The following is a 21,918-nucleotide window of genomic DNA, read 5'->3' as shown; positions in this document are numbered from 1 at the left end:
TGCAACGAGCTACATGACTGACGTTGCATTAAATTCCAGACGGTTGCAACGATAATTGAGCATCTACCTGCACTGATGCTCATCAGATGCAACAACCTCATTGTGCGATCCATGAACGCAACGTAGCGTTTCCGGTGTCAGAAACAAACAGCGCAAGAGGAGAACACCATGCAGAAGTTCGACACCCCCGCCGCGATCTCCGCCGTTCTCGACATCCCCGCGGGACGCATCCGGCTCATCGCCGCCGACCGGGCCGACACCACGGTCGAGGTCCTGCCGGCGGATGCCTCGAACAGCCGCGACGTGAAGGCGGCGGAACGGACCGAGGTCGCGTACGGCGACGACGGTGTCCTGCGGATCGGGGCCTCACCGGCGAAGAACCGGATCCTCGGCCAGTCCGGATCCGTCGAGGTGACCGTCCAGCTGCCCGTCGGCTCCCGCATCGAGGCGAAGGCGGCCAGCGCCGAGTTCCGGGGCGTCGGACGGCTCGGCGACGTCGCCTTCGAGGGCGCGCAGGGCTCGGTCAAGCTCGACGAGACCGCGGGCGCCCGCCTCACCCTCCTCGCCGGCGACGTCACGGTCGGCCGCCTGGGCGGTCCCGCGGAGATCAGCACCCAGAAGGGCGGCATCCACATCGCCGAGGCCGTGCGCGGCACGGTCGAACTGCGCACCGAGGCCGGGGAGATCTCCGTCGGCGCCGCACGCGGAGTCTCCGCCTCCCTGGACGCCGGCACCACCTACGGCCGGATCAACAACACGCTCAAGAACACCGAGGGCGCCGACGCCGGCCTCAACATCCGCGCGACCACCGCCTACGGCGACATCACCGCCCGCAGCCTCTGAGCAACCACACCGTCCGCGGCCTCCGGGCGACCACACCGTCAGCAGCGCCTCTGAAGGAGCACCCATCATGACCAGCTTGGCCATCGCGGCGAACGGGCTGCGGAAGTCCTACGGCGACAAGACCGTGCTCGACGGCGTCGACGTGGCCGTCCCCGAAGGAACGGTCTTCGCCCTGCTCGGCCCGAACGGCGCCGGCAAGACCACCGCCGTGAAGATCCTCTCCACCCTCGTCTCCGCCGACCCGGGCACCGGCGACATCCACATCGGCGGCCACGACCTGGCCGCCGACCCCCAGGCGGTGCGGTCCGCGATCGGTGTCACCGGTCAGTTCTCCGCCGTGGACGGTCTGATCACGGGCGAGGAGAACATGCTCCTCATGGCGGACCTGCACCACCTCTCCCGCAGCGAGGGGCGGCGGGTCGCCGCCGAACTCCTGGAACGCTTCGACCTGGTGGAGGCCGCGAAGAAGCCCGCCTCCACCTACTCCGGCGGCATGAAACGCCGCCTGGACATCGCCATGACCCTGGTCGGCAACCCGAGGATCATCTTCCTCGACGAACCCACCACCGGCCTGGACCCACGCTCCCGCCACAACATGTGGCAGATCATCCGCGAACTCGTCACAGGCGGCGTGACGGTCTTCCTCACCACCCAGTACCTGGAGGAGGCCGACGAACTCGCCGACCGCATCGCCGTACTCAACGACGGCAGGATCGCCGCCGAAGGCACCGCAGAAGAACTGAAACGGCTGATCCCCGGCGGACACGTACGACTGCGCTTCGACGACCCGGCCACCTACCAGTCCGCAGCCCTCGCCCTGCACGAAGCCACCCGCGACGACGAAGCCCTGTCCCTGCAGATCCCCAGCGACGGCAGCCAACGCGAACTGCGCTCCATCCTCGACTGGCTCGACGCGGCCGGCATCGAGGCCGACGAACTCACCGTGCACACCCCCGACCTCGACGACGTCTTCTTCGCCCTCACCAGCACCACCACCCTGCCCACCCAGCCCGCCCAGCCCAGCCGGCCCACCCAGGCCAAGGAGGATGTCCGATGAGCTCCCTCGCCCTCGCCGTACGCGACTCGAACACCATGCTGCGCCGCAACCTGCTCCACGCCCGGCGCTACCCGTCCCTCACCCTGAACCTGCTGCTCACCCCGATCATGCTGCTGCTGCTCTTCGTCTATGTCTTCGGCGACACGATGAGCGCGGGCATAGGAGGTGGCGGCGGTCCGGACCGGTCCGCGTACGTCGCGTATCTCGTGCCGGGCCTGCTGCTGATGACCATCGGTGGCACGACCATCGGCACCGCGGTGTCCGTCTCCATGGATATGACCGAGGGCATCATCGCCCGCTTCCGCACGATGGCGATCCACCGCCCGTCCGTGCTCATCGGACACGTCGTCGGCAGCGTGCTGCAGTGCGTGATGAGCGTGATCCTCGTCGGGGCCGTCGCGGTGGCCATCGGCTTCCGGTCCACGGACGCCACGGTCCTGGAGTGGCTGGCGGCGTTCGGACTGCTCGTGCTCTTCGCCCTGGCACTCACCTGGATCGCCGTCGGCATGGGCCTGATCAGCCCGAACGCCGAAGCCGCCAGCAACAACGCGATGCCGCTCATCTTCCTGCCCCTCATCTCCAGCGCCTTCGTGCCGGTGGACTCCATGCCGGGCTGGTTCCAGCCGATCGCCGAGTACCAGCCGTTCACCCCGGCCATCGAGACCCTGCGCGGACTCCTCCTCGGCACCGAGATCGGCCACAACGGCTGGCTCGCCCTCGCCTGGTCCCTGGGTCTCGCGGTGCTCGGCTACTTCTGGTCGACCGCGAAGTTCAACAGCGACCCGAAGTAACCGCCGTGACAGCGCGGGCCACCTCCCGCAACTCGTCCCGCCCCAGGGCGGCGCACTCCGACACCACGTCGGCGTACGCCGCCCTGTCGGCGTCCTGGGCGAGACCGACGCGGCGTGACCGCCCCGGTGGGACCGACGCGGCGTGACGGCCGGAGACTGGAGACTCGTCGGAGACCCGAACGAACGGAGACCGATGCCATGCCGGACACAGCAGCCGTGAACTCCCCCGGGCCCCGCGAGGTCCTGGCCCGCTATCAGCGGGCGATGCTCGACGGTTCCGCGGACGACCTGGCCGACCTCTACGCGGTCGACGCCGTCCACGAGTTCCCGTTCCTCTTCCCCGGGATGCCCGAGCGGTACCAGGGGCGCGAGGAGGTACGTGCGGGCTACCGGGCGGCCTGGGGTGCGAGCCCGGCGCGGCCACGGGAGATCCATGACGTCGTCGTGCACGACAGCACCGACCCCGAAGTGATCACCGTCGAACAGGTCGTCACCGGGACCGTGACCACGACCGGCCGAGCTTTCCACTTTCCCGGCCTGCTGGTGATCCGGGTCCATGACGGCCTGATCACGCATGTCCGCGACTACATGGACGGGCTCGGCGTGGCGCATGCCATGGGCCGTCTGCCGTCGGTGGTCGCCGTCCTGGCCGAGTAGGCGTGCCGGTCGAGTCGGACGGGTCGCGTTGGACGGGTCCTGTCTGACGGGTCGTGTTAGAGGGATCGTGTCGTGGGGAGAGGTTGGTGATGAGAGCCGACGACCTCGTACCACTGGGCCGCACGGGACTTCAGGTCAGCCGTCTCGGGCTGGGACTCGCCTCCCTGGGCGGCCTGTTCGAGCCGGTGCCCGAGGAACAGGCAGCCGCCACCATCGACACCGCCTGGGAGTTGGGCGTACGGCTCTTCGACACGGCTCCCGTGTACGGGTACGGACGCTCGGAGACCCGTACGGGCGCGGGCCTCGCGTCGCGGCCCCGTGACGCGTACGTGCTGTGCACCAAGGTGGGGCGGCTCATCGAGCCCGGCGGACCGGACACCCAGCCGATCTGGGCGGACCCGCCGGCCGGGGTCGGTCCGCGGCTCGACTACTCGTACGCCGGGGTGCTGCGGTCGGTCGAGGAGAGCCTGGGGCGGTTGGGGCTCGACCGGATCGACGTGCTCCATGTCCACGATCCCGACGAGGACTTCGGGGCCGCGGTGGGCGAGGCGTACCGCGCGCTGGCCGACCTGCGGGCCGAGGGTGTCGTCGGCGCGGTCTCCCTCGGCGTCAACCATGCGCCCGTGGCGGCGCGCTTCCTGAGGGAGGCGGCTGTGCCCGGGCCCGACTGCGTGCTGTTGGCCGGGCGGTACAACCTTCTCGACCAGTCGGGGCTCGACGAGTTGCTGCCGCTGTGTGTCGAGCAGGGGGTGGCTGTCATGGCCGCGGGGGTCTATCAGTCGGGGTTGCTGGCCGATCCCCGGCCGGGTGCTCCGCACGGGTACACGTCGGTTCCGGCTGAACTGGCCTCCCGTATCGGGGCGTTGAGGCGGATCTGCACTGCCTTCGACGTCCCGCCCCTCGCGGCGGCCGTCCAGTTCCCGCTCGGTCATCCCGCGGTCACGAACGTGGTCGTCGGGGCCCGCTCGGCCGAGGAGGTGGCGGGGACCGTGTCTCTCCTCAACCACCCTGTTCCGGGGGATTTCTGGAGGGCGGTGAAGGGGAGGGGGTTGCTGCCGGAGGGGGCGCCGACGCCGGCGTAGGAAAGGGCCTTTCCTCGCCCCCGCCGCCCCTACCCATTCCCGTCCCTTACTCAGGGGCTCCGCCCCCGAACCCCCGCTCCTCAAACGCCGGAGAGGCTGAATACTTCGCGGCCCGGGCCGACACTTCAGCCCGTCCGGCGTTTGAGGACGAGGCCGTTCAGGCCGACAGCGGGGGTCTGGGGGCGCAGCCCCCAGGGATGGGACGGGTAGGGGCGGCGGGGGCGAAGAACACGGTTGACGGTCGCCCGCCCGCGGGGATTCCCTGCTGCCATGACTGATCTTCGTATCGAACGGGTCGATGCCACCGAGTCCCTGCTCGAAGACTGGCGGCACGTTCACAACGTGATCGTTCCGCCGGCCGCCATGGGCCTCGACGAGGTGCGGGAACGGGCCGGGCGGAATCACCTGGAGGTCGCCTACCGCGACGACGTGCTCGTCGGGTGCACGACGGTGCGCCCGCCCACGGACGACACGGCGACGGCCACCGTGATCGCCCGCGTACTCCCCGGCCACCGCCACCAGGGACTCGGTGAGCGGCTATACGTACGAGGGCTGGCGCAGGCGCGCGAACTCGGCGCCCGGCGGATCGAGACCGTCGTACTGGCCGCCAACACGGAAGGACTCCGGTTCGCGGAACGGCACGGATTCGTCGAGTTCGACCGGTACACCCTGCCGGGCGAGAGCGCGCTCTGGATCGATCTACGGCTGGCGTGAGCCCTGGCCGTATAGGACACGATTAGGCCTACACGGCTCCTATCGTCGGGCTCACCGCCTCCGCCGACCGACCAAGGAGCCCCGATGAGCCTCGTCACCACCATCCAGCCGGACGGTACGCCCACGTGGATCGACCTCCGGGTGCCCGACCTCGAACGCGCGCTGGAGTTCTACGGCGCGCTCTTCGGGTGGGAGTACGCGCCGGACTCCGCGAAGACCGGCCTGGGGACGGTGTGTCTGCTGCGCGGACGCCCCGTCGCGGCCATCGCGCAGGCTTCGCCTGCCACCACGGATCCCGGCTGGACCATGTACTTCGCGACGGCGGACTGCGACGGCACCGCCAAGCGGGTCGCCGACGCGGGCGGATCCGTGCTCACGGCTCCGGCGGACATCGGGGAGCACGGCCGCGCGGCCCTCGCGGAGGACCCGGTCGGCGCCCGCTTCGGCCTCTGGGAGGCGCGGGCGCACGTCGGCTGCGAGGTCGTGAACGAGCCGGACTCGCTCGTACGGAACGACCTGGTCACCCCGGACCCCGAGCCGGCCCGGGCCTTCTACACGGCCGTGTTCGACTACACCCTGGACCTCAACGAGACCCTCCCGGACCTCGACTTCACGTTCCTGCGCCGCCGGGACGGCCACGAGATCGGCGGCATCTTCGGTTTCCCGGTCGCCCCCAGGTCCGTCTGGGCGACCACGTTCGAGGTGGCCGACACGGATGCCGTCGTACGCCGTGCCGTCGCCGCGGGCGGCACCGCCGACGCCCCCGAGGACACCCCGTACGGCCGGAGCGCCACCCTCACGGACCCCTTCGGAGTGGAGTTCTCGGTCATCACCAGGCCCGCCCAGGACCGCCAACCGCCGCCGGCCGCCGCCTACGACCGCTGAGGCGCTCCCCAGTCGTAGCCGTGTGCGGCGAAGGCCTCGGCGAGGCGGCGCCAGGGGAGGCCGCAGTGCTCCCGGGCCAGCTCCCCGCCGTCCGGGGCGACCAGCACGAGCTGTTTGCCGTCCCGGCACGCGAGGGCGATCTCGTCGTGCGTGAACTCCCGGTCCGAGTCCCTGATCGTGAGGACCACCCGGCTGTCGGAGATACGGGCGGTCAGGGACTCGTACACGGCGGTGATCCCGAGCAGCAGGCCCAGTGCCAGTCCCACGCCGACCGCGCCGACGGTGAGCCAGGGTTCGGGGACCGAGGTCAGCAGCCGGGCCGGTCCCTTCATCGGCACCCAGGGCAGCGACAGCCACAGGTCGGCCAGGAGCGTGAGCAGCCAGCCGCCCACGCCCCCGCACCCCACGCAGACGAGCATGAGCTGCCAGACCGGCTCCGCGAGCACGGTGGCCTCCCCCGGCCCCGCCACCGTCCTGTCCCGCGGATCCCGGCCGCTCTTCTCCATGTCCACGCTGCTTCTCCCCCGATCGGCGCCGATGGTGCGGTCCCCAGTCTGGCGAGCGCGGCACGTCCGGTCGTCGGCCGATGGTCTACGTGCCCGCAACTTTGGTCGCCCACCGGGTAGTTTCCGCACGTTGCCCCGGTATACCGGCCGAAGGAAAGTGGAAGGCATGGATCAGGCACAGGCGCGCGCATGGCTGGCCACCGCTGTCGAGGAGGCACGTACGGGGCTGGACGAGGGCGGCATCCCCATCGGGGCCGCGTTGTACGGAGCGGACGGCACCCTGCTGGGGCGCGGGCACAACCGCCGCGTCCAGGACGGCGACCCGTCGACGCACGCGGAGACGGCAGCCTTCCGGAACGCGGGACGGCAGCGTACGTACAAGGACACGACGATGGTGACCACCCTCTCCCCCTGCTGGTACTGCAGCGGTCTCGTCCGGCAGTTCGGGATCTCCAGGGTCGTCGTCGGGGAGGCCGAGACCTTCCACGGCGGGCACGACTGGCTCGCCGAACACGGCGTGGAGATCGTGCTCCTCGACGACCCCGAGTGCACCGCCCTGATGCGCGACTTCATCAAGGACCGACCCGAGCTGTGGAATGAGGACATCGGTGAGTGACGGCACCACCCCCAGCGGCCCCGGCGCCCCCGGCAGCCCCAGTACCTCCCGTATCCCTGATACCTCCCGTACCCCCCGTGTCCCGACCGTCGATCTGAGGCCCTGGGTCTCCGGCGACCCGACGGCCCGCAAGGAGATCGCGCGTACGGTCGACGCGGCGCTCCAGAGCGCCGGCTTCCTCCTGGTGACCGGACACGGCGTCGACCCCGCCCTGCGCACGGCCGTCCGGGAGAGCGCCCGCTCCTTCTTCCGGCTGCCCGCCGAGGTGAAGCAGGCGTACGCCGTCAAGGTCGGCGGCCGCGGCTGGCTCGGCCCGGGCGCCGAGGCCAACGGCTACTCGGAGGGTACGGAGACCCCGCCCGACCTCAAGGAGTCCCTGACCTTCGCGACCCACGAGCCCTTCGACGACCCGGCGACGAACGCGGAGTGGTACGCGCCGAACGTCTGGCCTGCCCAGGCCCCCGAACTCCGGGCGCTGTGCGAGGAGTACCTGGCCCGGATGGCCGAGCTGGAGAACCACCTCCTCGCCCTGCTCGGCGAGGCCCTCGGCCTGGATCCCGACTTCTTCACCAAGCACATGGACCACCCGACCTACGGCTTCAACATCAACTGGTACCCGGGTACGGAGGTCGTCGGCGAGCCGCAGGAGGGCCAGTTCCGCATCGGCCCGCACACCGACTTCGGCACGGTCACCATCCTCGACCGCCAGGCCGGCAAGGGCGGTCTGCAGGTCTACACGGACGAGGGCGGCTGGGAGGACGCACCCTTCGACCCCGAGGCCTTCACCATCAACATCGGTGATCTGATGGCCCGCTGGACGGGAGACAGGTGGCGCTCCGGCCGTCACCGCGTCCTGCCGCCGCCCGCCGACGCTCCCGCCGAGGAGCTGATGTCCCTCGTCTACTTCGGCGAGTGCACCCCGGGCACCGTCGTCGAGTCCGTCCCGGCTCCGGTGGGAAGGGTGGCCCACGAGCCGGTGGACTCGCACGTGTATCTGCGGGCGAAACTGGACTCGATCACGGTGGGCTGACGACGGCCCAGGGACGCGTTCCCGCGGAGCGCGGGGCAGACGGCAGACGGCAGACGGCAGACGGCAGACGGCAGGGAGCACGCGCCGCACGACCGATTCCGCGATCACTCTCCGCCAACGACGGCGACACTTTCGCAAGCTGCCGGACATCATGCGGCCCAGTCCGAATCAACTCCCCCCTCTCCGTGCTGCTGTTGATACACCTCTCAACAGCACGGAGAACCGGACCGCCCCAGGGGGAGATGCGGTGCACAGTGGGCTGCACGGCCGAGGGGCGCTGTTCGACACGGATCCGCCCGGCCTCGTCGCACGACTCGTCGGCCTGTGCCCGTTCCAGCACGGGCCGACTCCTCTGGAGTACGCGAAGGAGCCGCCGTTCGTGGTGTTCACGGGCGGGCCCGGGCTCGGCAAGAGCGCGGTGCTCGGCGAACTCCGGGCCGCCTACGAAGGACACACGCCGCTCGCCCTGATCGACTGCGAGGACGAGCTGTTCGCGCGGCCCCCGGCCCAGCGGCCCGGCGAGGCCTGGTCGCCCGTGTCGCAGGCCGTCCTGACGATCGCCGAGCAGCTCGCCGAGCCGGTCGCGGGCTCCGGGCGGATCGCCTTCCCGAGGCTCACGGCGGGGCTGCTGGCGGTGGCCGCGGGCGGCTGGCGCGACCGTGACCTGCCCCGCATCCGGCAGGAGGCCGAGCGGATCCTGCTGCTGAACGACACCGGCTCCTGGGTCGCCGGATTCACCGGCCGCTGGGTCGGCCGGGTGTCGACCAGACTGGTCGACGCACTGTCCGGCACGGGACGGGTCGACGCGCTGTCCGGTACGGGATCTGCCCTCACGCCATCCAGTACGGGGTCGGTCGTCGAGCCGATCATCGAGGCGACCCTGGAGGTCTTCTCGGAGGGCGTCACACCCACCCACCGCCGGCTGCGGAAGGCGGCCGCCTGGTACCGCGACTGCCCGAGCGCGGGCGGCAACCCGAAGCTCGGACTGATCCTGCTCTCCGGGCACTTCAGGGCGGGCGGCGACTCCCGCACCCACGCCGAGCGGTATCTCGTACGGGCCCTGCTGGCCGACCTGGACGACGCCTACACCGGTGCCGTACAGCGCACGCACCGGCCCGGACGTCCGGTCGTCCTCGTCGACAACGTCCAGGCCACGGCCGGTGTCGGGCTGATCGGCCCGGTACTGCGGGACCGGGCCGACGGGATCGCCGACCGGGTGGCGTTCTTCGCGGGGCTGCGCGGTGACGGCCACCCCTCCCTGCGCAACGCCGCACGCCGCGCCCTGCCGGAGGTGGCCCGCGCCACCGGCTGGGAGCCCGGCGGCACGGTCTCGTCCCGGGCCCTGCTCGTACCGCTGCCGCCGCACGCGATTCCTTCTCCACAGGCTGTGGAAGGCGGACCGTGAGGGGCACGGATGCCTGCCCCCCGGGTCCTACGGCTGCTCGCCCTTCCTGTCGACGACGGTCCGCTCCAGGATGGCGATCGAGCCGACGAGGTCGCCCGCCGCGAGAGAGTCGCACCGGTGTTTCGGAACGGCGAGGTTGACCGTGCTCTCGCCCAGGTAGCCGAGGGTCTTCTCGTCGAAGATCAGCTCGGAGCGGGACTCGCCCTGCCCGAAGCCGATAACGGCGACTCCATCCATGGCGACGGCCACCCCCGTGCGGCCCGCGGCGTCCCGGGCTCCTTCGAGGACGATCAGACCGGGGATCTTCGCGACGGCCCGGTAGAGCGCGGCGGCGGTCTTCGGCGGCAGGAGGCTGCCGGTGAGCAGACCGCTCGCCTTCACGAAGGCGGCCACGTCGGCGGACCGCTTGCCGGAGGGCTTCTCACCGGGGTCGAGCCCGTAGAGCCAGCGGTACATCCCCTCCGTGTCGGTGGGGAGTTCCAACGCCTGCTCGTAGAAGTTGATCGTGTGCTTGCCGGGCAGCTGCTCGGCGATCGGCCGCTCCACCACTCCGCCGCCGGACTTGTGCTCCCGCGACAGGCCCACGTGCCGGCCGTCGACGGACTCCCAGCGCTCCCGTACGCCGTAGCCGTGGCCCTCCAGGGTCCTGGGGCAGTCCCCCACCGTCTTTTCGGGGTCCATCTTCCAGTGGTAGTTGTCGGTCTTCGTGTAGACGAACTCGTCACCCTCAACCCCGGTCGGCAGTTTCGCGGCGGCCACGGCGACCCGCTCCAGCAGCTGGGCCGGGCTCTCCGAACTGCTGCGCTCCGGGCGTTCCGATGCCCCGGAGTGCGGCCTGGGCGGCCCGTCCGAGGCCGCGTCCCGGGTCACGCCGGCCCCGATGACGACGGCGACCGAAAGGGCCGCGGCCACCGCCGGGGCCACGAAGGCCGGGCGACGCCAGATCCTGCGTACGGGCTCGGGCGGGGTCTCCCCGTTGATCTCGCGCATCAGATGCTCCCTCAGGACGCGGTGGCGGCCCGGCGGGAGGTCCTTCTCGGGAATCGTGCTCACTGGTTCCCCTCCTGGATGGGCCCGGCCACGGACGGGCGGCCGTCCCTCACCTGTCCGCGCCCGCCGACCAGTTCCGCCGCGAGCTTCGTGCGCGCCCGGGAGAGCCGGGAGCGCACCGTGCCGACCGGGATGCCGAGCGCCTCCGCGGCGGCCGCGTAGTCGAGGCCGCCCCAGACGCACAGCGCGAGGACCTCGCGCTCGGGGCGGCGCAACCGGTCGACGGCGACGCGTACGGACCTGAGGTACTCCACGTCGTCGATCCGGGCGGCGACCTCGTCGGCGAAGTCGCGCTCGGCCTCGGCGGGCGGCAGCCGTGCCACCGCCGCCGTGTGACGCCGGGCGGCCCGGCGCCTGTTGCGGGCCACGTTCGTGGCGATGCCGAGCAGCCACGGCCGCGGCGAACCGCCCTCCTCGTCCAGCCGCTCCCGCAGCCGCCAGGCCTCCAGGAACGTCAGCGACACGATGTCCTCGGCCCCCGACCAGTCCCCCGTCAGCCGGAAGGCGTGGTTGTAGACGGAGCGCGCGTACGCGTCGAAGAGCCCGCCGAACGCCTCCGCGTCCCCTGCCCGTATTCGAGCGCGCATCTCCCGCCGGCTCGGGCGGTCCCCCTGATTCGTCTCCACGTCCCCCACCTGTCCGTACGACGAAGGCCGGTTCCCGTGACGTACGTCACATGGAACCGGCCTCGGGTCGTACGAGGGTGTCAGACGGAGGTGCCGTACGGAGGTGTCAGACGCCCGCGTAGGAGTGCTTGCCGGTGACGAAGATGTTCACGCCGTAGTAGTTGAACAGCCAGCAGGCGAAGGCGATGAGCGCGATGTACGCGGCCTTGCGGCCCTTCCAGCCGGCCGTGGCGCGGGCGTGCAGATAGCAGGCGTAGGCGACCCAGGTGATGAAGGACCAGGTCTCCTTGGGGTCCCAGCCCCAGTAGCGGCCCCACGCGTCGCCCGCCCAGATGGCGCCCGCGATGATCGTGAACGTCCACAGCGGGAAGACGGCGGCGTTCACGCGGTACGAGAACTTGTCCAGCGACGCCGACGCGGGCAGCCGCTCCATGACGGACGTGGCGAAACGGCCGGGCTTCCCGCCGGTCGTCAGCTTGTTCTCGTACGAGTCCTTGAAGAGGTACAGGATCGTGCCGACCGCGCCCACGTAGAAGACGGCACCGCAGAAGATCGCCGTGGAGACGTGGATGTAGAGCCAGTACGAGTGGAGGGCGGGAACCAACTGGTCGCTGGCGGTGTACAAGACAGTGACGGCGAGACCGAGATCGAGGAGGACCGTGGTCACCAGGAAGAGGCCCATCCAGCGGACGTTCTTCTTCATCGCGAGCAGCGCGAGGTACACACCGACGGCGACGGTGGAGAAGGTGATGTTGAACTCGTACATGTTGCCCCACGGCGCCCGCTGCACCGACAGAGCCCGTGTGAGCACACCGCCGAACGCGATGAGGAACGCGAGCACGGTCAGGGACACGGCGATACGCCCGTAGAGGTCCCCCTGCTCGTCCCCGCCGTGCGCGCCGGGCCCGTCCGGCACGTCCCGGGAGCCGGGAGCGGCCCGCGTGACGACCTTGGGCCGTTCCAGTACGGCGGTCCCGCCCGCGTTCTTCACGGTGACCGCGGGAGCCGCCGCCTTCTTGGCGTCCTTGTCCGCGGTCAGCGCGGCGGCCGTCCGGCCGACCTTGCTGCGGCTGCCGAAGAGCCATTCGGCGATGTACGCGAAGAAGGCCAGCGTGTAGACGGCCATCGCGGAGTAGATCAGCGTGTTGCTGAGGTTCGCGAGGTTTTCGTTGGTCGCGGCGGCGAGCTCGGTTGCGGCGGCGAGAGTCACTTGTTCTCAGCCCCTTCGGCGGCAGGTACGGCGGGGGGTTCGGGGGTGGAGGTCTTTGCTTCCGGGTCCGGGTCGGACTCAGGTGTGTCCGGGGCGTCCGGTGCGCCCGGGGCCAGGTCGTACAGGATTCCGGCCAGGTCGCCCAGTTCCTCCGGGACCTTGGCCGACTCGCTGCGGCCGAGGCCGGCCATTTCGACGACGGTGACGCCGTCGGGACCGGCGGTGGCGCGGACCCAGACGCGGCGCCGCTGGATGAAGAGGGAGGCGGCGAGACCGAAGATGGCGGTGAGGGCTCCGGCGAGGGCCCAGCCGGAGCCGGGCTGCTCGGTGACCTGGAAGCCGGCCCACTCCTTGATGTCCTTCTCGAAGGTGATCGAGCCGGCGCCGTTCGGGAGCTTCATGGTCTCGCCGGGCTTCAGGTTCTCCCTGAGCTGCTTGCCCTTGGAGTCCTTGAAGCCCTTCATGTTGGTCTTGTCGAGCTGGTACACGCTCTGCGGGAGGCCCGAGTCCACACCGAGGTCGCCGTGGAAGGCTTCCAGGTTCAGCACCGGGTTGAGCAGCGCGGGGAACTGCGAGACCACCGCGGTGTTCGCCCCGCCGTAGGCCGGAAGGAAGAAGGCCCGGAAGCCGAGCTGGTCCTTCTTCCCGTCGGCGTCGCGGTAGCCGTCCATGACCTTGATCGCACCGGTGGAGGTGACGTTGGAGTCGAGCGGCAGCAGCGGCACGGCCTGGCGGTAGACGACGTCGCCCTTGCCGTCCCGCACAGTGACGACGGGCGCGTACCCGTGGCTGACGAGGTAGACCTTCGTGCCGGCGATGTCCAGCGGCTCGTTGACCTTGATCGTCCGCTGCTTCTCCTTGCCGTCGGAGCCCTCGCTGTAGGTGACGTGGGACTCGTACGTGCGCGGCGTGCCCTTGTTGGGCCCGCTCGGCTCGTACGTGCCCTTGAAGTTGTCGAGGACGAAGCTGAACGGCTCCAGGTCGTCCGTGCTGAAGAGGCTCCCGGACTTGAAGTCGTCGTACTGCGTGAGGGTGTTGGCGAAGCCGTCGCCCTCGACGATCAGCTTGTTGCCCTCGTACTTGAACAGCTGGCCCCAGGCGAAGGCGATCAGCATCACGATCAGCGCGATGTGGAAGGCGAGGTTGCCGACCTCCCGGAGGTAGCCCTTCTCGGCGGCGACGGCGTCCCCGGCGGCATGCGCGCGAAAGCGCCGCCGCTTCAGCAGCTTCAGTGCCTCCTCGCGGACGGCCTCCGGCGCGGCCTCGGTGCGCCATGTCGTGTACGCGGGCAGCCGGTTCAGCCGTCGCGGGGCGCCCGGCGGCCTGCCGCGCAGCTGGCCCACGAACTGCCAGGTGCGGGGCACGATGCAGCCGATGAGCGAGATGAACAGCAGGATGTAGATCGCCGAGAACCACGCCGAGCTGTAGACGTTGAAGAGGCCGAGCTTCTCGTATATCGGGCCCAGAGTCTCGTGCCGGCTCATGAAGTCGGCGACCTTGGTCTCGTCCTGGCCCGTCTGCGGGATCAGGGACCCGGGGATCGCACCGAGCGACAGCAGGAAGAGCAGGATCAGCGCGACCCGCATCGAGGTCAGCTGCCGCCAGAACCAGCGGGCCCAGCCGACGGTCTCGCGGCCGGTCCACGCCAGCCATCCCGCGGCACCGGGGGCGCGCACACCGCCGAAGGAGCCCGGTACGACCGTGTCCCGGGGAGCGGTGGACAGCTGCGCCCCGGCCGCGCCGAGTTCACCGGCGTCCCGCGCCGCGGCGGCGTCCGTCGCGGCGGTGTCGTTCTCCTGACCGGTCGTCCCACCAGCCGCCCCACCGGTCCGCACGTCCGTGTCCCGTGTCGTGCTCATCGATCAGACCCCCACCGTGAAGCCGTCGGACCAGCCCTGCATCTCCTGCACGATGCTGTCCCACGCGCCGGTCAGCAGCAGCAGACCGGTCGCGATCATCATTCCGCCGCCGACGCGCATCACCCACACGTAGTGGCGCTTGACCCAGCCGAAGGCGCCGAGCGCCTTGCGGAAGGCGACGGCCGCGAGGACGAAGGGCACGCCCAGACCGACGCAGTACGCGATGGTCAGTATGGCCCCGCGGCCGGCGCTCGCCTGGTCGAAGGCGAGCGCGTTCACGGACGCGAGCGTCGGTCCGATGCAGGGCGTCCAGCCGATCCCGAAGAGCGCACCGAGCACCGGGGCCCCGACGAGACCGGCCACCGGCCGCTTGTGGAAGCGGAATTCACGCTGGGTGAGCCAGGGCATCAGGCCCAGGAAGAAGACGCCCATGGCGATCATGAGCCCGCCGAGCACCTTGGAGAGGACGCTCTGGTGCTCCTGCAGGGTCGAGCCGAAGTACCCGAAGAGGGCACCGCCGGAGACGAACACCGCGGAGAACCCGAGCACGAAGAGCGAGGCGCCCGCCACCATCCGCCCGCGCTTCGCGTCACCCAGGTCGGTGCCGCCGACGCCGGTGACGTACGACAGATAACCGGGCACGAGCGGCAGTACGCACGGCGAGAAGAAGGAGACGAGCCCGCCGAGTACGGCGATCGGGATGGCGAGCACCAGCGCCCCGGTGAGGACGGTCTGGTTGGGGTCGGTGCCCGCGGCTACGAGAAGAGACACGAGCCGTCACTTCTCCGCGAGGATCGGCTTGAGCATCTTGCGCAGGCTCGCCTCGCTGAGCGCCGACAGCGAGCGGGAGGCGACCTTGCCGTCCCGGTCGAGCACGAGCGTGGAGGGGATCGTCTGCGGGTTGAGCGTGCCCTTCTTGAAGCGGAGCATCAGCTTGCCCGTCGGGTCGTACAGGCTCGGGTACGTGACCCCGTGCGCCTTCTCGAAGGCGATCGCCGGACTGGTGCTGGTGTCGCGGGTGTTGATGCCGACGAACTGCACGCCCTGGTCCTTGAGGTCGTCGGAGACCTTGACGAAGTTCTTCGCTTCCAGGCGGCAGGGGCCGCACCAGGAGCCCCAGACGTTCAGGACGACGATCTTGCCCTTGTAGTCGGCGACGTCGAGCTGCTTGCCGTCGATGGTCTTGCCCGACAGTTCGGGAGCCGCGACCCGGCTGCCCTTCTCGGCCGTCGCGATGCCGTCGGAGCCGGTGACGAAGCCGGTGTTGCCGGTCCCGCCGGACTTGCCCCCGGAACCGCAGGCGGACAGCAGCAGCGCCGCGACGACGGCCCCGCCGGTCAGCAGGACGGCGCGGCCATGACTACGGCTGCGGGCTCGGTTCGTACGGTTCGTGCGCTGAGGGGTCCGGATCGAGCGCTGGGGGGCGCGGCTGGCGGCACTCATGTGAAAAGTTTCGCATGTCCGTTCCGAGGATCTTGCCCACCCCCCTCGCAGGCGGAAACCCGCACGTCGGACGCCATTTCGGGCACTCCTCCGGGCGACCGTCAGGTGGTCTTGTCCGAGTCCTTCTCCGACCCGTTCGTGGAGTTCGTGCCGACCTCGCCGAGGAACCCGTTCCAGCCACCGGCCGGTTCCTGCCCCACGCCCAGCGACCGCAGCTTCTCCAGGACGGCCGGGTCCTGCGCGTCGAGCCAGTCCACGAACTGGCGGAACGACACCAGGCGTACGTCCTTCTTGCCCGCGATGTGCTTCAGCGCGCCCTCGACGGCATCCATGTAGATGCCGCCGTTCCACTCCTCGAAGTGGTTGCCGACGAAGAAGGGGGCGCGATTCGTCTCGTATGCCCGCTTGAAGCCAGCTATGTACGAGTTGGTCGCCTGCTCGCGCCAGGCCGGGTAGTTGGCGGGCGGCGCCTGCGTCGAGTTGACCGACTGGTTGGCGAGGATGTTGTAGTCCATCGAGAGGACCTCGAAGGTGTGGCCGGGGAAGGGGATCGCCTGGAGCGGCAGGTCCCAGACACCGCCGTTCTTCCTGGGCCAGACCTGGGTGCCGCCGGGCGAGGAGGCGTCGTAGCGCCAGCCGAGTTCGCGGGCGGTCGGCAGCAGGTTGCTCTGGCCGAGCAGACAGGGCGTGCGGCCGCCGATGAGTTCCTTCTCATAATCGAAGGGCAGCGCGGGCACCTCGGCCTCGCTCCAGCCCGTGTTCGTGCGCCATTCCTTGACGAAGGACTTCGCCTGGGCTATCTCGCTCTTCCACTGGGCGGGCGTCCAGTTGCCGACCGTGCCGCTGCCGCCGCAGAAGTGGCCGTTGAAGTGCGTGCCGATCTCGTGGCCGTCGAGCCAGGCCCGCCGGACGTTCTTCAGCGTCGACTTGATGTGGTCGTCCGTCAGATAACCGATGTCGGACGCGCCCGGCGCGTTGTTCGGCGGGAGGTACTTGCGCTTTCTCGACTCGGGCAGCAGATAGAGCCCGGAGAGAAAGAACGTCATGCTCGCGTCGTGCTCTTCGGAGAGTTTCAGGAATCGCTCGAAGAGGCCGTTGCCGACGTCGCCCGCACCGTCCCAGGAAAAGACGACGAACTGCGGAGGGGTCTCGCCGGGTTCGAGGGGCCGGGGCCTGCCGGGCTGCTTCGGCTGCTTCCCGGTGAAGGAGGTGGAACCGTCACCGATGGGGCGTACGGGGTGTTCGCCTCGCTTGTTTCCGCCGTTGCCACGGTTTCCGGAACCCCCGACCCCGCCGGAGCCGTCTCCCAGTGCGCTACCGCAGCCCGCGATTCCCATCGCGGCCGCGGCCCCGACTCCGAGCCCCAGCGCTCCCCTTCGGCTGATGTCGCGCATTCCGTCCCCATCCGTCGTGCCCTGCGCCCATGTCGAATGGACACCGGGTTAGAGGGCACGACGAACACGTGGGTTCCCGGTCACACACACATATTTCGGTGACTATCCGAAGATGAACCTGTAACGGACACACCGGAACGCGACAGACGGATTCACCGTCTCAGCAGGACGACTTTTTCAAGGGGCCAGGGACCAGCGCGCCCCATAAGGGACGCGGGGAACTGCGCGACAAGCCCCCACCGGCCGGCACGCAACGAACCGCCCGGAGCGAACCGAGCCAGCCAGCGCAGCGCCTACGCTCCGAAGGCCTTGGACTTACCCTTCACCGGCTTGGCCCCCGCAAGGAGATGCGCAGGCACAAGATCCCGCGCGGGCTCGCTGTAGCCAACAGACACGATCTTGTCGCCCTGATACGTGAAGGTCGTCAACGACGCCAACGTGCACTGCCGCTTCCGCGGGTCGTGCCACAACCGCCGCCGCTCCACATAGGACCGCACGATCCAGATCGGCAACTGATGGCTGACGCACACGGCCTCATGCCCCCGGGCCGCGTCCTTCGCGGCGTCGAGCGCCCCCATCATCCGCACGACCTGGTCCACGTACGGCTCGCCCCAGGACGGCTTGAACGGGTTGACGAGGTGCTTCCAGTTCTCGGGCCGGCGCAGCGCACCGTCCCCGACCCCGAAGGTCTTGCCCTGGAAGACGTTGTCGGCCTCGATCAGCCGGCCGTCGGTCGCGAGCTCAAGGCCGTGCGACTTGGCGATCGGCGTGGCCGTCTCCCGCGCCCGCTCCAGCGGCGAGGAGACGACATGCGTGATGTCCCGCGAGGCGAGATGCTCGGCGACCCGCTCGGCCATCTGCTGCCCGAGCTCGGACAGGCGGTAGCCCGGGAGTCGCCCGTACAGAACCCCGTCCGGGTTGGCGACCTCGCCGTGCCGCATCACGTGTACGACGGTGATGTCACTCATGCTGCCGTGGCCTCCGCTGCTGCCCGTGCCGCCGCCGGAAGGGCGTCGGCGATCCGCTGAACCGCCCGTTCGTCGTGCGCCGTCGACACGAACCAGGACTCGAACGAGGACGGCGGCAGGTAGACACCCTGCGCCAGCATCGAGTGGAAGAACGCGGTGAAGCGGTACGACTCCTGCGCCTTCGCGTCCTCGTAATTACGTACGTCCCCCTCGGTGAAGAAGACGGAGAACATGTTGGACGCGTTCTGCAGCCGGTGCGCCACACCTTCCTTGGTGAGGGCGTCAGTAACGAGCGTACGGATCTGCTCGGACACCGCGTCGACCTTCACGTACGCGGCGTCGTCGAGCAGCCGCAGCTGCGCGAGCCCGGCGGCGGTCGCGACCGGGTTCCCGGACAGGGTGCCGGCCTGGTAGACGGGCCCCGCGGGTGCGAGGTGCGCCATCACGTCCGTCCGCCCGCCGAAGGCCGCGGCCGGGAAGCCGCCGCCCATGACCTTGCCGAAGGTCATGAGGTCGGGGGTGACGCCGTCGACGCCGTACCAGCCGGCTTTGCTGGTCCGGAAGCCGGTCATGACCTCGTCGGAGATGAACAGCGCGCCGCCCTCGGCACAGATGTCCTTGAGCCCCTGATTGAAGCCGGGCCCGGGCGGCACGACGCCCATGTTCCCGGGCGAGGCCTCGGTGATGACGCAGGCGATCTCGCCGGGATGGGCCCGGAAGGCCTCGCGCACGGCGTCGAGATCGTTGTACGGCAGGACGATGGTGTCCCCGGCCTGGGCGCCGGTGACGCCCGGGGTGTCGGGAAGCCCGAAGGTGGCGACGCCGGAGCCGGCCGCGGCGAGCAGCGCGTCCACGTGCCCGTGGTAGCAGCCGGCGAACTTCACGACCTTGGCGCGGCCGGTGAACCCGCGGGCCAGCCGGATCGCCGACATGGTGGCCTCGGTCCCGCTGGACACGAGCCGCACCTGCTCCAGGGGCTCGATCCGCGCGACCATCTCCTCGGCGAGTGCGACCTCGCCCTCCCCCGGCGTACCGAAGGAAGTGCCTCGGGACACGGCCTCCTGGACCGCCGCGATCACCTCGGGACGGGAATGGCCGAGGATCATCGGCCCCCAGGAACAAACCAGGTCCACGTACCCCCTCCCGTCGGCGTCCGTCAGGTAGGGACCGGTGCCGGACACCATGAACCGGGGCGTACCGCCCACGGCCCGGAACGCGCGGACGGGCGAGTTCACGCCACCGGGCGTGACGGCCGCCGCACGGTCGAAAAGGGTCTGCGAGACCGGCGCCTCATAGGGGTACGGGACCGCCGCCCCCGCCTCGGGGGACGCACCGCCGGAGATGTTGTTCGCCTCTGCCATGTCCTTCAGCGTACGGCCAGAGGCCGATCGCCCCGGCTCTGCCCCGGGGTCTCCGGCACCAGAGCACTCCCGTCCGAACCCTCCACTCCGGATGCCCGATTTCACCGATATCTGCTAATCGGCTCGGGAACGGTATACCCTTCTGTCACGCGATACCGCGCGCCGCTCCACTCTTCGTTGGTCACCGCGAGCGCGAACTACCTAGACTCCCTGAAGGTGCCGTTCTCGGGGATAGTTGACTTCACACGCGTGGGGTCGGTCCACGGCGACGGACAAGTGTTTCAACGCACGTTTCGGCGGGCGGCCGTGGGGGAGGTCACTCTCACGATGATCGGGTTGCGTGGCGGGGGTTGCGCGCCTTGGAAAAGCAGTCGGGTGGAGATATGCATCGCGGTGGCGGACTGGGCGAGGGGACCGATGACCTGGGTCCTCGGCGTGCCCGGCGGGGGAAGCACCGACGCGAAGCGGAAGCGGCCGAGACACGTCAGGCACAGGGATCGCAGAGCGAACCTGAGCGGAACGACCCGTCGAGCCGTATGGACGGTATGGACTACACAGACCGCGGGGCGGACCAGCTCAGGGCAGGAAGCGGGAATGGTGGCCGGGTGGGGGTGACGTACAAATACTTCGGAGCCCCGGACGGCGCGACCGCCGCTCGCGTTCCGATCTCCATGAGGCCCGAGGAACTCGGCGGCGACGAGCTCGGTATGAACGGCATGTTCACCAAGATCAAGCCGGAGACGATGGCCGCGATGGTCCTCACCGGCATAGAGGGCATACCTCTGCACAAGGTGCCCCCGCTGGAACTCGTCGTCCTCCACCCCGACTACGCCGTCGTGAAGCTCCCCATGACCGTCGTCGACCCCCTGCGCGGCATCGGCGAGGAGGCCGTGGGCGCGGCCGCCTTCATCTGGTCGACGGTCCCGGACCGCGGCGGCCCCCGAGACGCGTACAACGTGTACCAGCTGCTGCACGAGTGGCAGGACTTCAGCCACCGTCTGCACGAGGCGGGGCACCAGCCGTACTGCCTGGTGTGGCCCTGACCTGATCCGGGTGATCCGGGTTTCCTGCGAACCGGGCGGAGCTTTCGGGCTCCGCCCTCGTCATGTTCCGGGAGAGGGCGGCCAAGGCCCCTTGAAGGCGCATACGCGTGGGCGAGGGTACTGAGCGCCCGCGCCCACGGGTGTCTGTCGCTGACGCGTTCAGCCGCGCAGCGGCTGCGTCAGGCGGCCGAGCAGGCCCGCGACCAGGGCCGTCTGCGCGGGCACCGTGTCGGGGTAGATGAACTCGCCCTGGGCGTGGGCGCCGTCGCCGACCGCGCCCATGCCGCACAGCACCGGCAGGCCGAGCGCGGCGACGAAGTTGGCGTCGCTGGCGCCGCCGACGGCGGCGTCGGGCAGCTCGCCCCGGCCCTGCTCGCGGGCGACCTCGCGGGCGAGGTCGAGGAGAGGGGCGGAGGCGGCGTTGAGGGTCATCGGGGGCCGGTTCCAGTCGTGTGCGATCTCGATGCGGACGCGCGGGTCGCTGACCTCGATGGCGTCCAGTTCGGCGTCGACACGGTCCTGTTCGGCCTGGCTGCCGACCCGGATGTCGACGCCTGCGGTGGCCTGCCCGGCGACGACGTTGATGGCCGAACCACCCCTGAAGAGCCCGGTGTTGATCGTGGTGCCCCGGTCGGGCGCGGCGACCTTCGCCGCGGCGACCACGAACTCCGACAGGGCGGTGACCGCGCTCGCCCCGTCCTGGGGCGCGAGCCCGGCGTGCGCCTCGACACCGGTGGCGGTGACCTGGAAGATCCCGGTGCCCTTGCGGGCGGTCTTGACCGCGCCGTGGGCGGTCGGCTCCAGCACCAGCGTGACGTCGGCCTTCTGCGCGGCCTCCTCGATCACCGGCCGCGAGGACAGGGAGCCGATCTCCTCGTCGCCGTTGAAGAGGAAGGTGACGGTGGGCACGGGCGCCCCGCTCTCCCGGGCCAGCTTCAGGGCCCAGATCCCTTGGGCCAGGCCGGTCTTCATGTCGAAGATGCCCGGTCCGCCGAGCTTCTCCCGCCCGTCGTCGGACGCCTGAGGCTGCTCCCATCCGGCGAGCGTCCCGGTCGGCCACACGGTGTCGTAGTGGCCGACGAGCAGGACGTGCCCGGCGCCGGTACCGGAGCCGGTGTAGGTCATCGTGAGGGTGTCTCCGCACTCGCCGCCCGGGTGGCGGTGCTCGTGGTCGGGCTGCCCGAGCCGGCGGACGGCCAGTTCACGCAGGAGGTCCAGGCCGGCCGCGAGACCGGGCAGGTCGTAACTGCCGGTCTCCTGGCGGACGAGGGCCAGGATGTCGCCGACGATCTCCGTCGAGACCTCCTGGGCGCGGGCGGTGAGGGCGGCGGCAGCGGGCGATGCGGTCATGGTCTTCCTTCTCGTACGAGGGCGTGCG

The 21,918-nt window shown here is 70.2% G+C and carries 22 protein-coding genes; 11 read left to right on the top strand and 11 right to left on the bottom strand.

Annotation, left to right across the window (positions count from 1 at the left end):
- The first annotated feature begins 168 nt into the window (after positions 1–168).
- The 7 genes from OG718_RS31430 to OG718_RS31400 all read left to right on the top strand — a co-directional run bounded on the left by OG718_RS31430 (position 169) and on the right by OG718_RS31400 (position 6,029).
- Complete coding sequence (locus tag OG718_RS31430) at positions 169–843, top strand: DUF4097 family beta strand repeat-containing protein (RefSeq protein WP_328845773.1); 675 nt, start codon at positions 169–171, stop codon at positions 841–843.
- Positions 844–910: 67 nt separating this feature from the next.
- Positions 911–1,900, top strand: coding sequence for an ATP-binding cassette domain-containing protein (locus tag OG718_RS31425; RefSeq protein ID WP_328845772.1), 990 nt, complete (start codon positions 911–913; stop codon positions 1,898–1,900).
- Positions 1,897–2,691, top strand: a complete 795-nt coding sequence (locus OG718_RS31420) for an ABC transporter permease (protein ID WP_328845771.1) — start codon at positions 1,897–1,899, stop codon at positions 2,689–2,691. The genes OG718_RS31425 and OG718_RS31420 overlap by 4 nt, the downstream gene beginning before the upstream one ends.
- A gap of 198 nt (positions 2,692–2,889) precedes the next feature.
- The gene (locus OG718_RS31415; RefSeq protein WP_328845770.1) at positions 2,890–3,348 is read left to right on the top strand and encodes a nuclear transport factor 2 family protein; all 459 of its coding nucleotides are present in this window, start codon (positions 2,890–2,892) and stop codon (positions 3,346–3,348) included.
- An 89-nt stretch (positions 3,349–3,437) separates the two neighbouring features.
- The gene (locus OG718_RS31410; protein WP_328845769.1) at positions 3,438–4,430 is read left to right on the top strand and encodes an aldo/keto reductase; all 993 of its coding nucleotides are present in this window, start codon (positions 3,438–3,440) and stop codon (positions 4,428–4,430) included.
- Between the two features lie 270 nt (positions 4,431–4,700).
- On the top strand, positions 4,701–5,144 hold the full coding sequence (locus OG718_RS31405; RefSeq protein ID WP_328845768.1) for a GNAT family N-acetyltransferase: 444 nt from the start codon (positions 4,701–4,703) through the stop codon (positions 5,142–5,144).
- A gap of 84 nt (positions 5,145–5,228) precedes the next feature.
- Positions 5,229–6,029: a VOC family protein gene (locus OG718_RS31400; protein ID WP_328845767.1), complete on the top strand. Its 801-nt coding sequence runs from the start codon at positions 5,229–5,231 to the stop codon at positions 6,027–6,029.
- Here the strand turns inward: OG718_RS31400 and OG718_RS31395 are convergent.
- The gene (locus OG718_RS31395) at positions 6,017–6,535 is read right to left on the bottom strand and encodes a YqeB family protein (protein ID WP_443055361.1); all 519 of its coding nucleotides are present in this window, start codon (positions 6,533–6,535) and stop codon (positions 6,017–6,019) included. The two genes, OG718_RS31400 and OG718_RS31395, sit on opposite strands and share 13 nt — an antisense overlap.
- A gap of 166 nt (positions 6,536–6,701) precedes the next feature.
- Between OG718_RS31395 and OG718_RS31390 the strand changes: the two genes are divergently transcribed.
- The 3 genes from OG718_RS31390 (at position 6,702) to OG718_RS31380 (ending at position 9,586) form a co-directional block, all read left to right on the top strand.
- Positions 6,702–7,151 carry a nucleoside deaminase gene (locus tag OG718_RS31390; RefSeq protein WP_186001542.1) on the top strand — a complete coding sequence of 150 codons (450 nt, stop codon included), beginning with the start codon at positions 6,702–6,704 and terminating at the stop codon, positions 7,149–7,151.
- A gap of 52 nt (positions 7,152–7,203) precedes the next feature.
- Complete coding sequence (locus tag OG718_RS31385) at positions 7,204–8,181, top strand: isopenicillin N synthase family dioxygenase (protein WP_328847867.1); 978 nt, start codon at positions 7,204–7,206, stop codon at positions 8,179–8,181.
- Between the two features lie 247 nt (positions 8,182–8,428).
- On the top strand, positions 8,429–9,586 hold the full coding sequence (locus OG718_RS31380; protein WP_186001544.1) for a hypothetical protein: 1,158 nt from the start codon (positions 8,429–8,431) through the stop codon (positions 9,584–9,586).
- Positions 9,587–9,613: 27 nt separating this feature from the next.
- Here the strand turns inward: OG718_RS31380 and OG718_RS31375 are convergent, their stop codons facing one another.
- The 9 genes from OG718_RS31375 to hemL all read right to left on the bottom strand — a co-directional run bounded on the left by OG718_RS31375 (position 9,614) and on the right by hemL (position 19,497).
- Positions 9,614–10,639 (bottom strand): CU044_5270 family protein, encoded by a 1,026-nt coding sequence (locus tag OG718_RS31375; protein ID WP_328845766.1) that lies wholly within the window; start codon positions 10,637–10,639, stop codon positions 9,614–9,616.
- A complete protein-coding gene (locus tag OG718_RS31370; protein ID WP_328847866.1) occupies positions 10,636–11,223 on the bottom strand; it encodes an RNA polymerase sigma factor in 588 nt (195 codons plus the stop codon). Before OG718_RS31370 ends, OG718_RS31375 begins: the two co-directional genes overlap by 4 nt.
- A 145-nt stretch (positions 11,224–11,368) precedes the next feature.
- Complete coding sequence (ccsB, locus tag OG718_RS31365) at positions 11,369–12,472, bottom strand: c-type cytochrome biogenesis protein CcsB (RefSeq protein WP_143644130.1); 1,104 nt, start codon at positions 12,470–12,472, stop codon at positions 11,369–11,371.
- Positions 12,469–14,331, bottom strand: coding sequence for a cytochrome c biogenesis protein ResB (gene resB / locus OG718_RS31360; RefSeq protein WP_328845764.1), 1,863 nt, complete (start codon positions 14,329–14,331; stop codon positions 12,469–12,471). Before resB ends, ccsB begins: the two co-directional genes overlap by 4 nt.
- A gap of 3 nt (positions 14,332–14,334) precedes the next feature.
- On the bottom strand, positions 14,335–15,102 hold the full coding sequence (locus OG718_RS31355) for a cytochrome c biogenesis CcdA family protein (protein ID WP_143644132.1): 768 nt from the start codon (positions 15,100–15,102) through the stop codon (positions 14,335–14,337).
- A gap of 6 nt (positions 15,103–15,108) precedes the next feature.
- Positions 15,109–15,774 (bottom strand): TlpA family protein disulfide reductase, encoded by a 666-nt coding sequence (locus OG718_RS31350; protein ID WP_143644133.1) that lies wholly within the window; start codon positions 15,772–15,774, stop codon positions 15,109–15,111.
- Positions 15,775–15,875: 101 nt separating this feature from the next.
- Positions 15,876–17,168, bottom strand: coding sequence for a hypothetical protein (locus tag OG718_RS31345; protein ID WP_328845763.1), 1,293 nt, complete (start codon positions 17,166–17,168; stop codon positions 15,876–15,878).
- A gap of 293 nt (positions 17,169–17,461) precedes the next feature.
- Positions 17,462–18,136 carry a histidine phosphatase family protein gene (locus tag OG718_RS31340; protein ID WP_143644135.1) on the bottom strand — a complete coding sequence of 225 codons (675 nt, stop codon included), beginning with the start codon at positions 18,134–18,136 and terminating at the stop codon, positions 17,462–17,464.
- Positions 18,133–19,497: a glutamate-1-semialdehyde 2,1-aminomutase gene (gene hemL / locus OG718_RS31335; protein ID WP_328845762.1), complete on the bottom strand. Its 1,365-nt coding sequence runs from the start codon at positions 19,495–19,497 to the stop codon at positions 18,133–18,135. The genes OG718_RS31340 and hemL overlap by 4 nt, the downstream gene beginning before the upstream one ends.
- A gap of 383 nt (positions 19,498–19,880) precedes the next feature.
- Here hemL and OG718_RS31330 point away from each other — a divergent pair, with 383 nt between their 5' ends.
- Positions 19,881–20,540: a hypothetical protein gene (locus OG718_RS31330; protein WP_186001545.1), complete on the top strand. Its 660-nt coding sequence runs from the start codon at positions 19,881–19,883 to the stop codon at positions 20,538–20,540.
- 159 nt (positions 20,541–20,699) lie between these two features.
- Here the strand turns inward: OG718_RS31330 and OG718_RS31325 are convergent, their stop codons facing one another.
- Positions 20,700–21,890, bottom strand: a complete 1,191-nt coding sequence (locus OG718_RS31325) for a M20 family metallopeptidase (protein WP_306939344.1) — start codon at positions 21,888–21,890, stop codon at positions 20,700–20,702.
- Positions 21,891–21,918 lie beyond the last annotated feature (28 nt).

This window comes from Streptomyces sp. NBC_00258 (assembly GCF_036182465.1).
Taxonomy (GTDB): domain Bacteria; phylum Actinomycetota; class Actinomycetes; order Streptomycetales; family Streptomycetaceae; genus Streptomyces.
The sequence above is the reverse complement of the archived record's forward strand: the minus strand, read 5'-3'. Positions and strand labels throughout refer to the sequence as shown.

Coding starts and splice junctions, on each gene's coding strand:
- OG718_RS31430 (WP_328845773.1), top strand. CDS start 169: ATGCAGAAGTTCGACACCCCCGCCGCGATCTCCGCCGTTCTCGACATC.
- OG718_RS31405 (WP_328845768.1), top strand. CDS start 4,701: ATGACTGATCTTCGTATCGAACGGGTCGATGCCACCGAGTCCCTGCTC.
- hemL (WP_328845762.1), bottom strand. CDS start 19,497: ATGGCAGAGGCGAACAACATCTCCGGCGGTGCGTCCCCCGAGGCGGGG.
- OG718_RS31340 (WP_143644135.1), bottom strand. CDS start 18,136: ATGAGTGACATCACCGTCGTACACGTGATGCGGCACGGCGAGGTCGCC.
- OG718_RS31345 (WP_328845763.1), bottom strand. CDS start 17,168: ATGCGCGACATCAGCCGAAGGGGAGCGCTGGGGCTCGGAGTCGGGGCC.
- resB (WP_328845764.1), bottom strand. CDS start 14,331: ATGAGCACGACACGGGACACGGACGTGCGGACCGGTGGGGCGGCTGGT.
- OG718_RS31370 (WP_328847866.1), bottom strand. CDS start 11,223: ATGCGCGCTCGAATACGGGCAGGGGACGCGGAGGCGTTCGGCGGGCTC.
- OG718_RS31325 (WP_306939344.1), bottom strand. CDS start 21,890: ATGACCGCATCGCCCGCTGCCGCCGCCCTCACCGCCCGCGCCCAGGAG.
- OG718_RS31390 (WP_186001542.1), top strand. CDS start 6,702: ATGGATCAGGCACAGGCGCGCGCATGGCTGGCCACCGCTGTCGAGGAG.
- OG718_RS31395 (WP_443055361.1), bottom strand. CDS start 6,535: ATGGAGAAGAGCGGCCGGGATCCGCGGGACAGGACGGTGGCGGGGCCG.
- OG718_RS31410 (WP_328845769.1), top strand. CDS start 3,438: ATGAGAGCCGACGACCTCGTACCACTGGGCCGCACGGGACTTCAGGTC.
- OG718_RS31330 (WP_186001545.1), top strand. CDS start 19,881: ATGCATCGCGGTGGCGGACTGGGCGAGGGGACCGATGACCTGGGTCCT.
- OG718_RS31400 (WP_328845767.1), top strand. CDS start 5,229: ATGAGCCTCGTCACCACCATCCAGCCGGACGGTACGCCCACGTGGATC.
- OG718_RS31420 (WP_328845771.1), top strand. CDS start 1,897: ATGAGCTCCCTCGCCCTCGCCGTACGCGACTCGAACACCATGCTGCGC.
- OG718_RS31350 (WP_143644133.1), bottom strand. CDS start 15,774: ATGAGTGCCGCCAGCCGCGCCCCCCAGCGCTCGATCCGGACCCCTCAG.
- OG718_RS31425 (WP_328845772.1), top strand. CDS start 911: ATGACCAGCTTGGCCATCGCGGCGAACGGGCTGCGGAAGTCCTACGGC.
- OG718_RS31415 (WP_328845770.1), top strand. CDS start 2,890: ATGCCGGACACAGCAGCCGTGAACTCCCCCGGGCCCCGCGAGGTCCTG.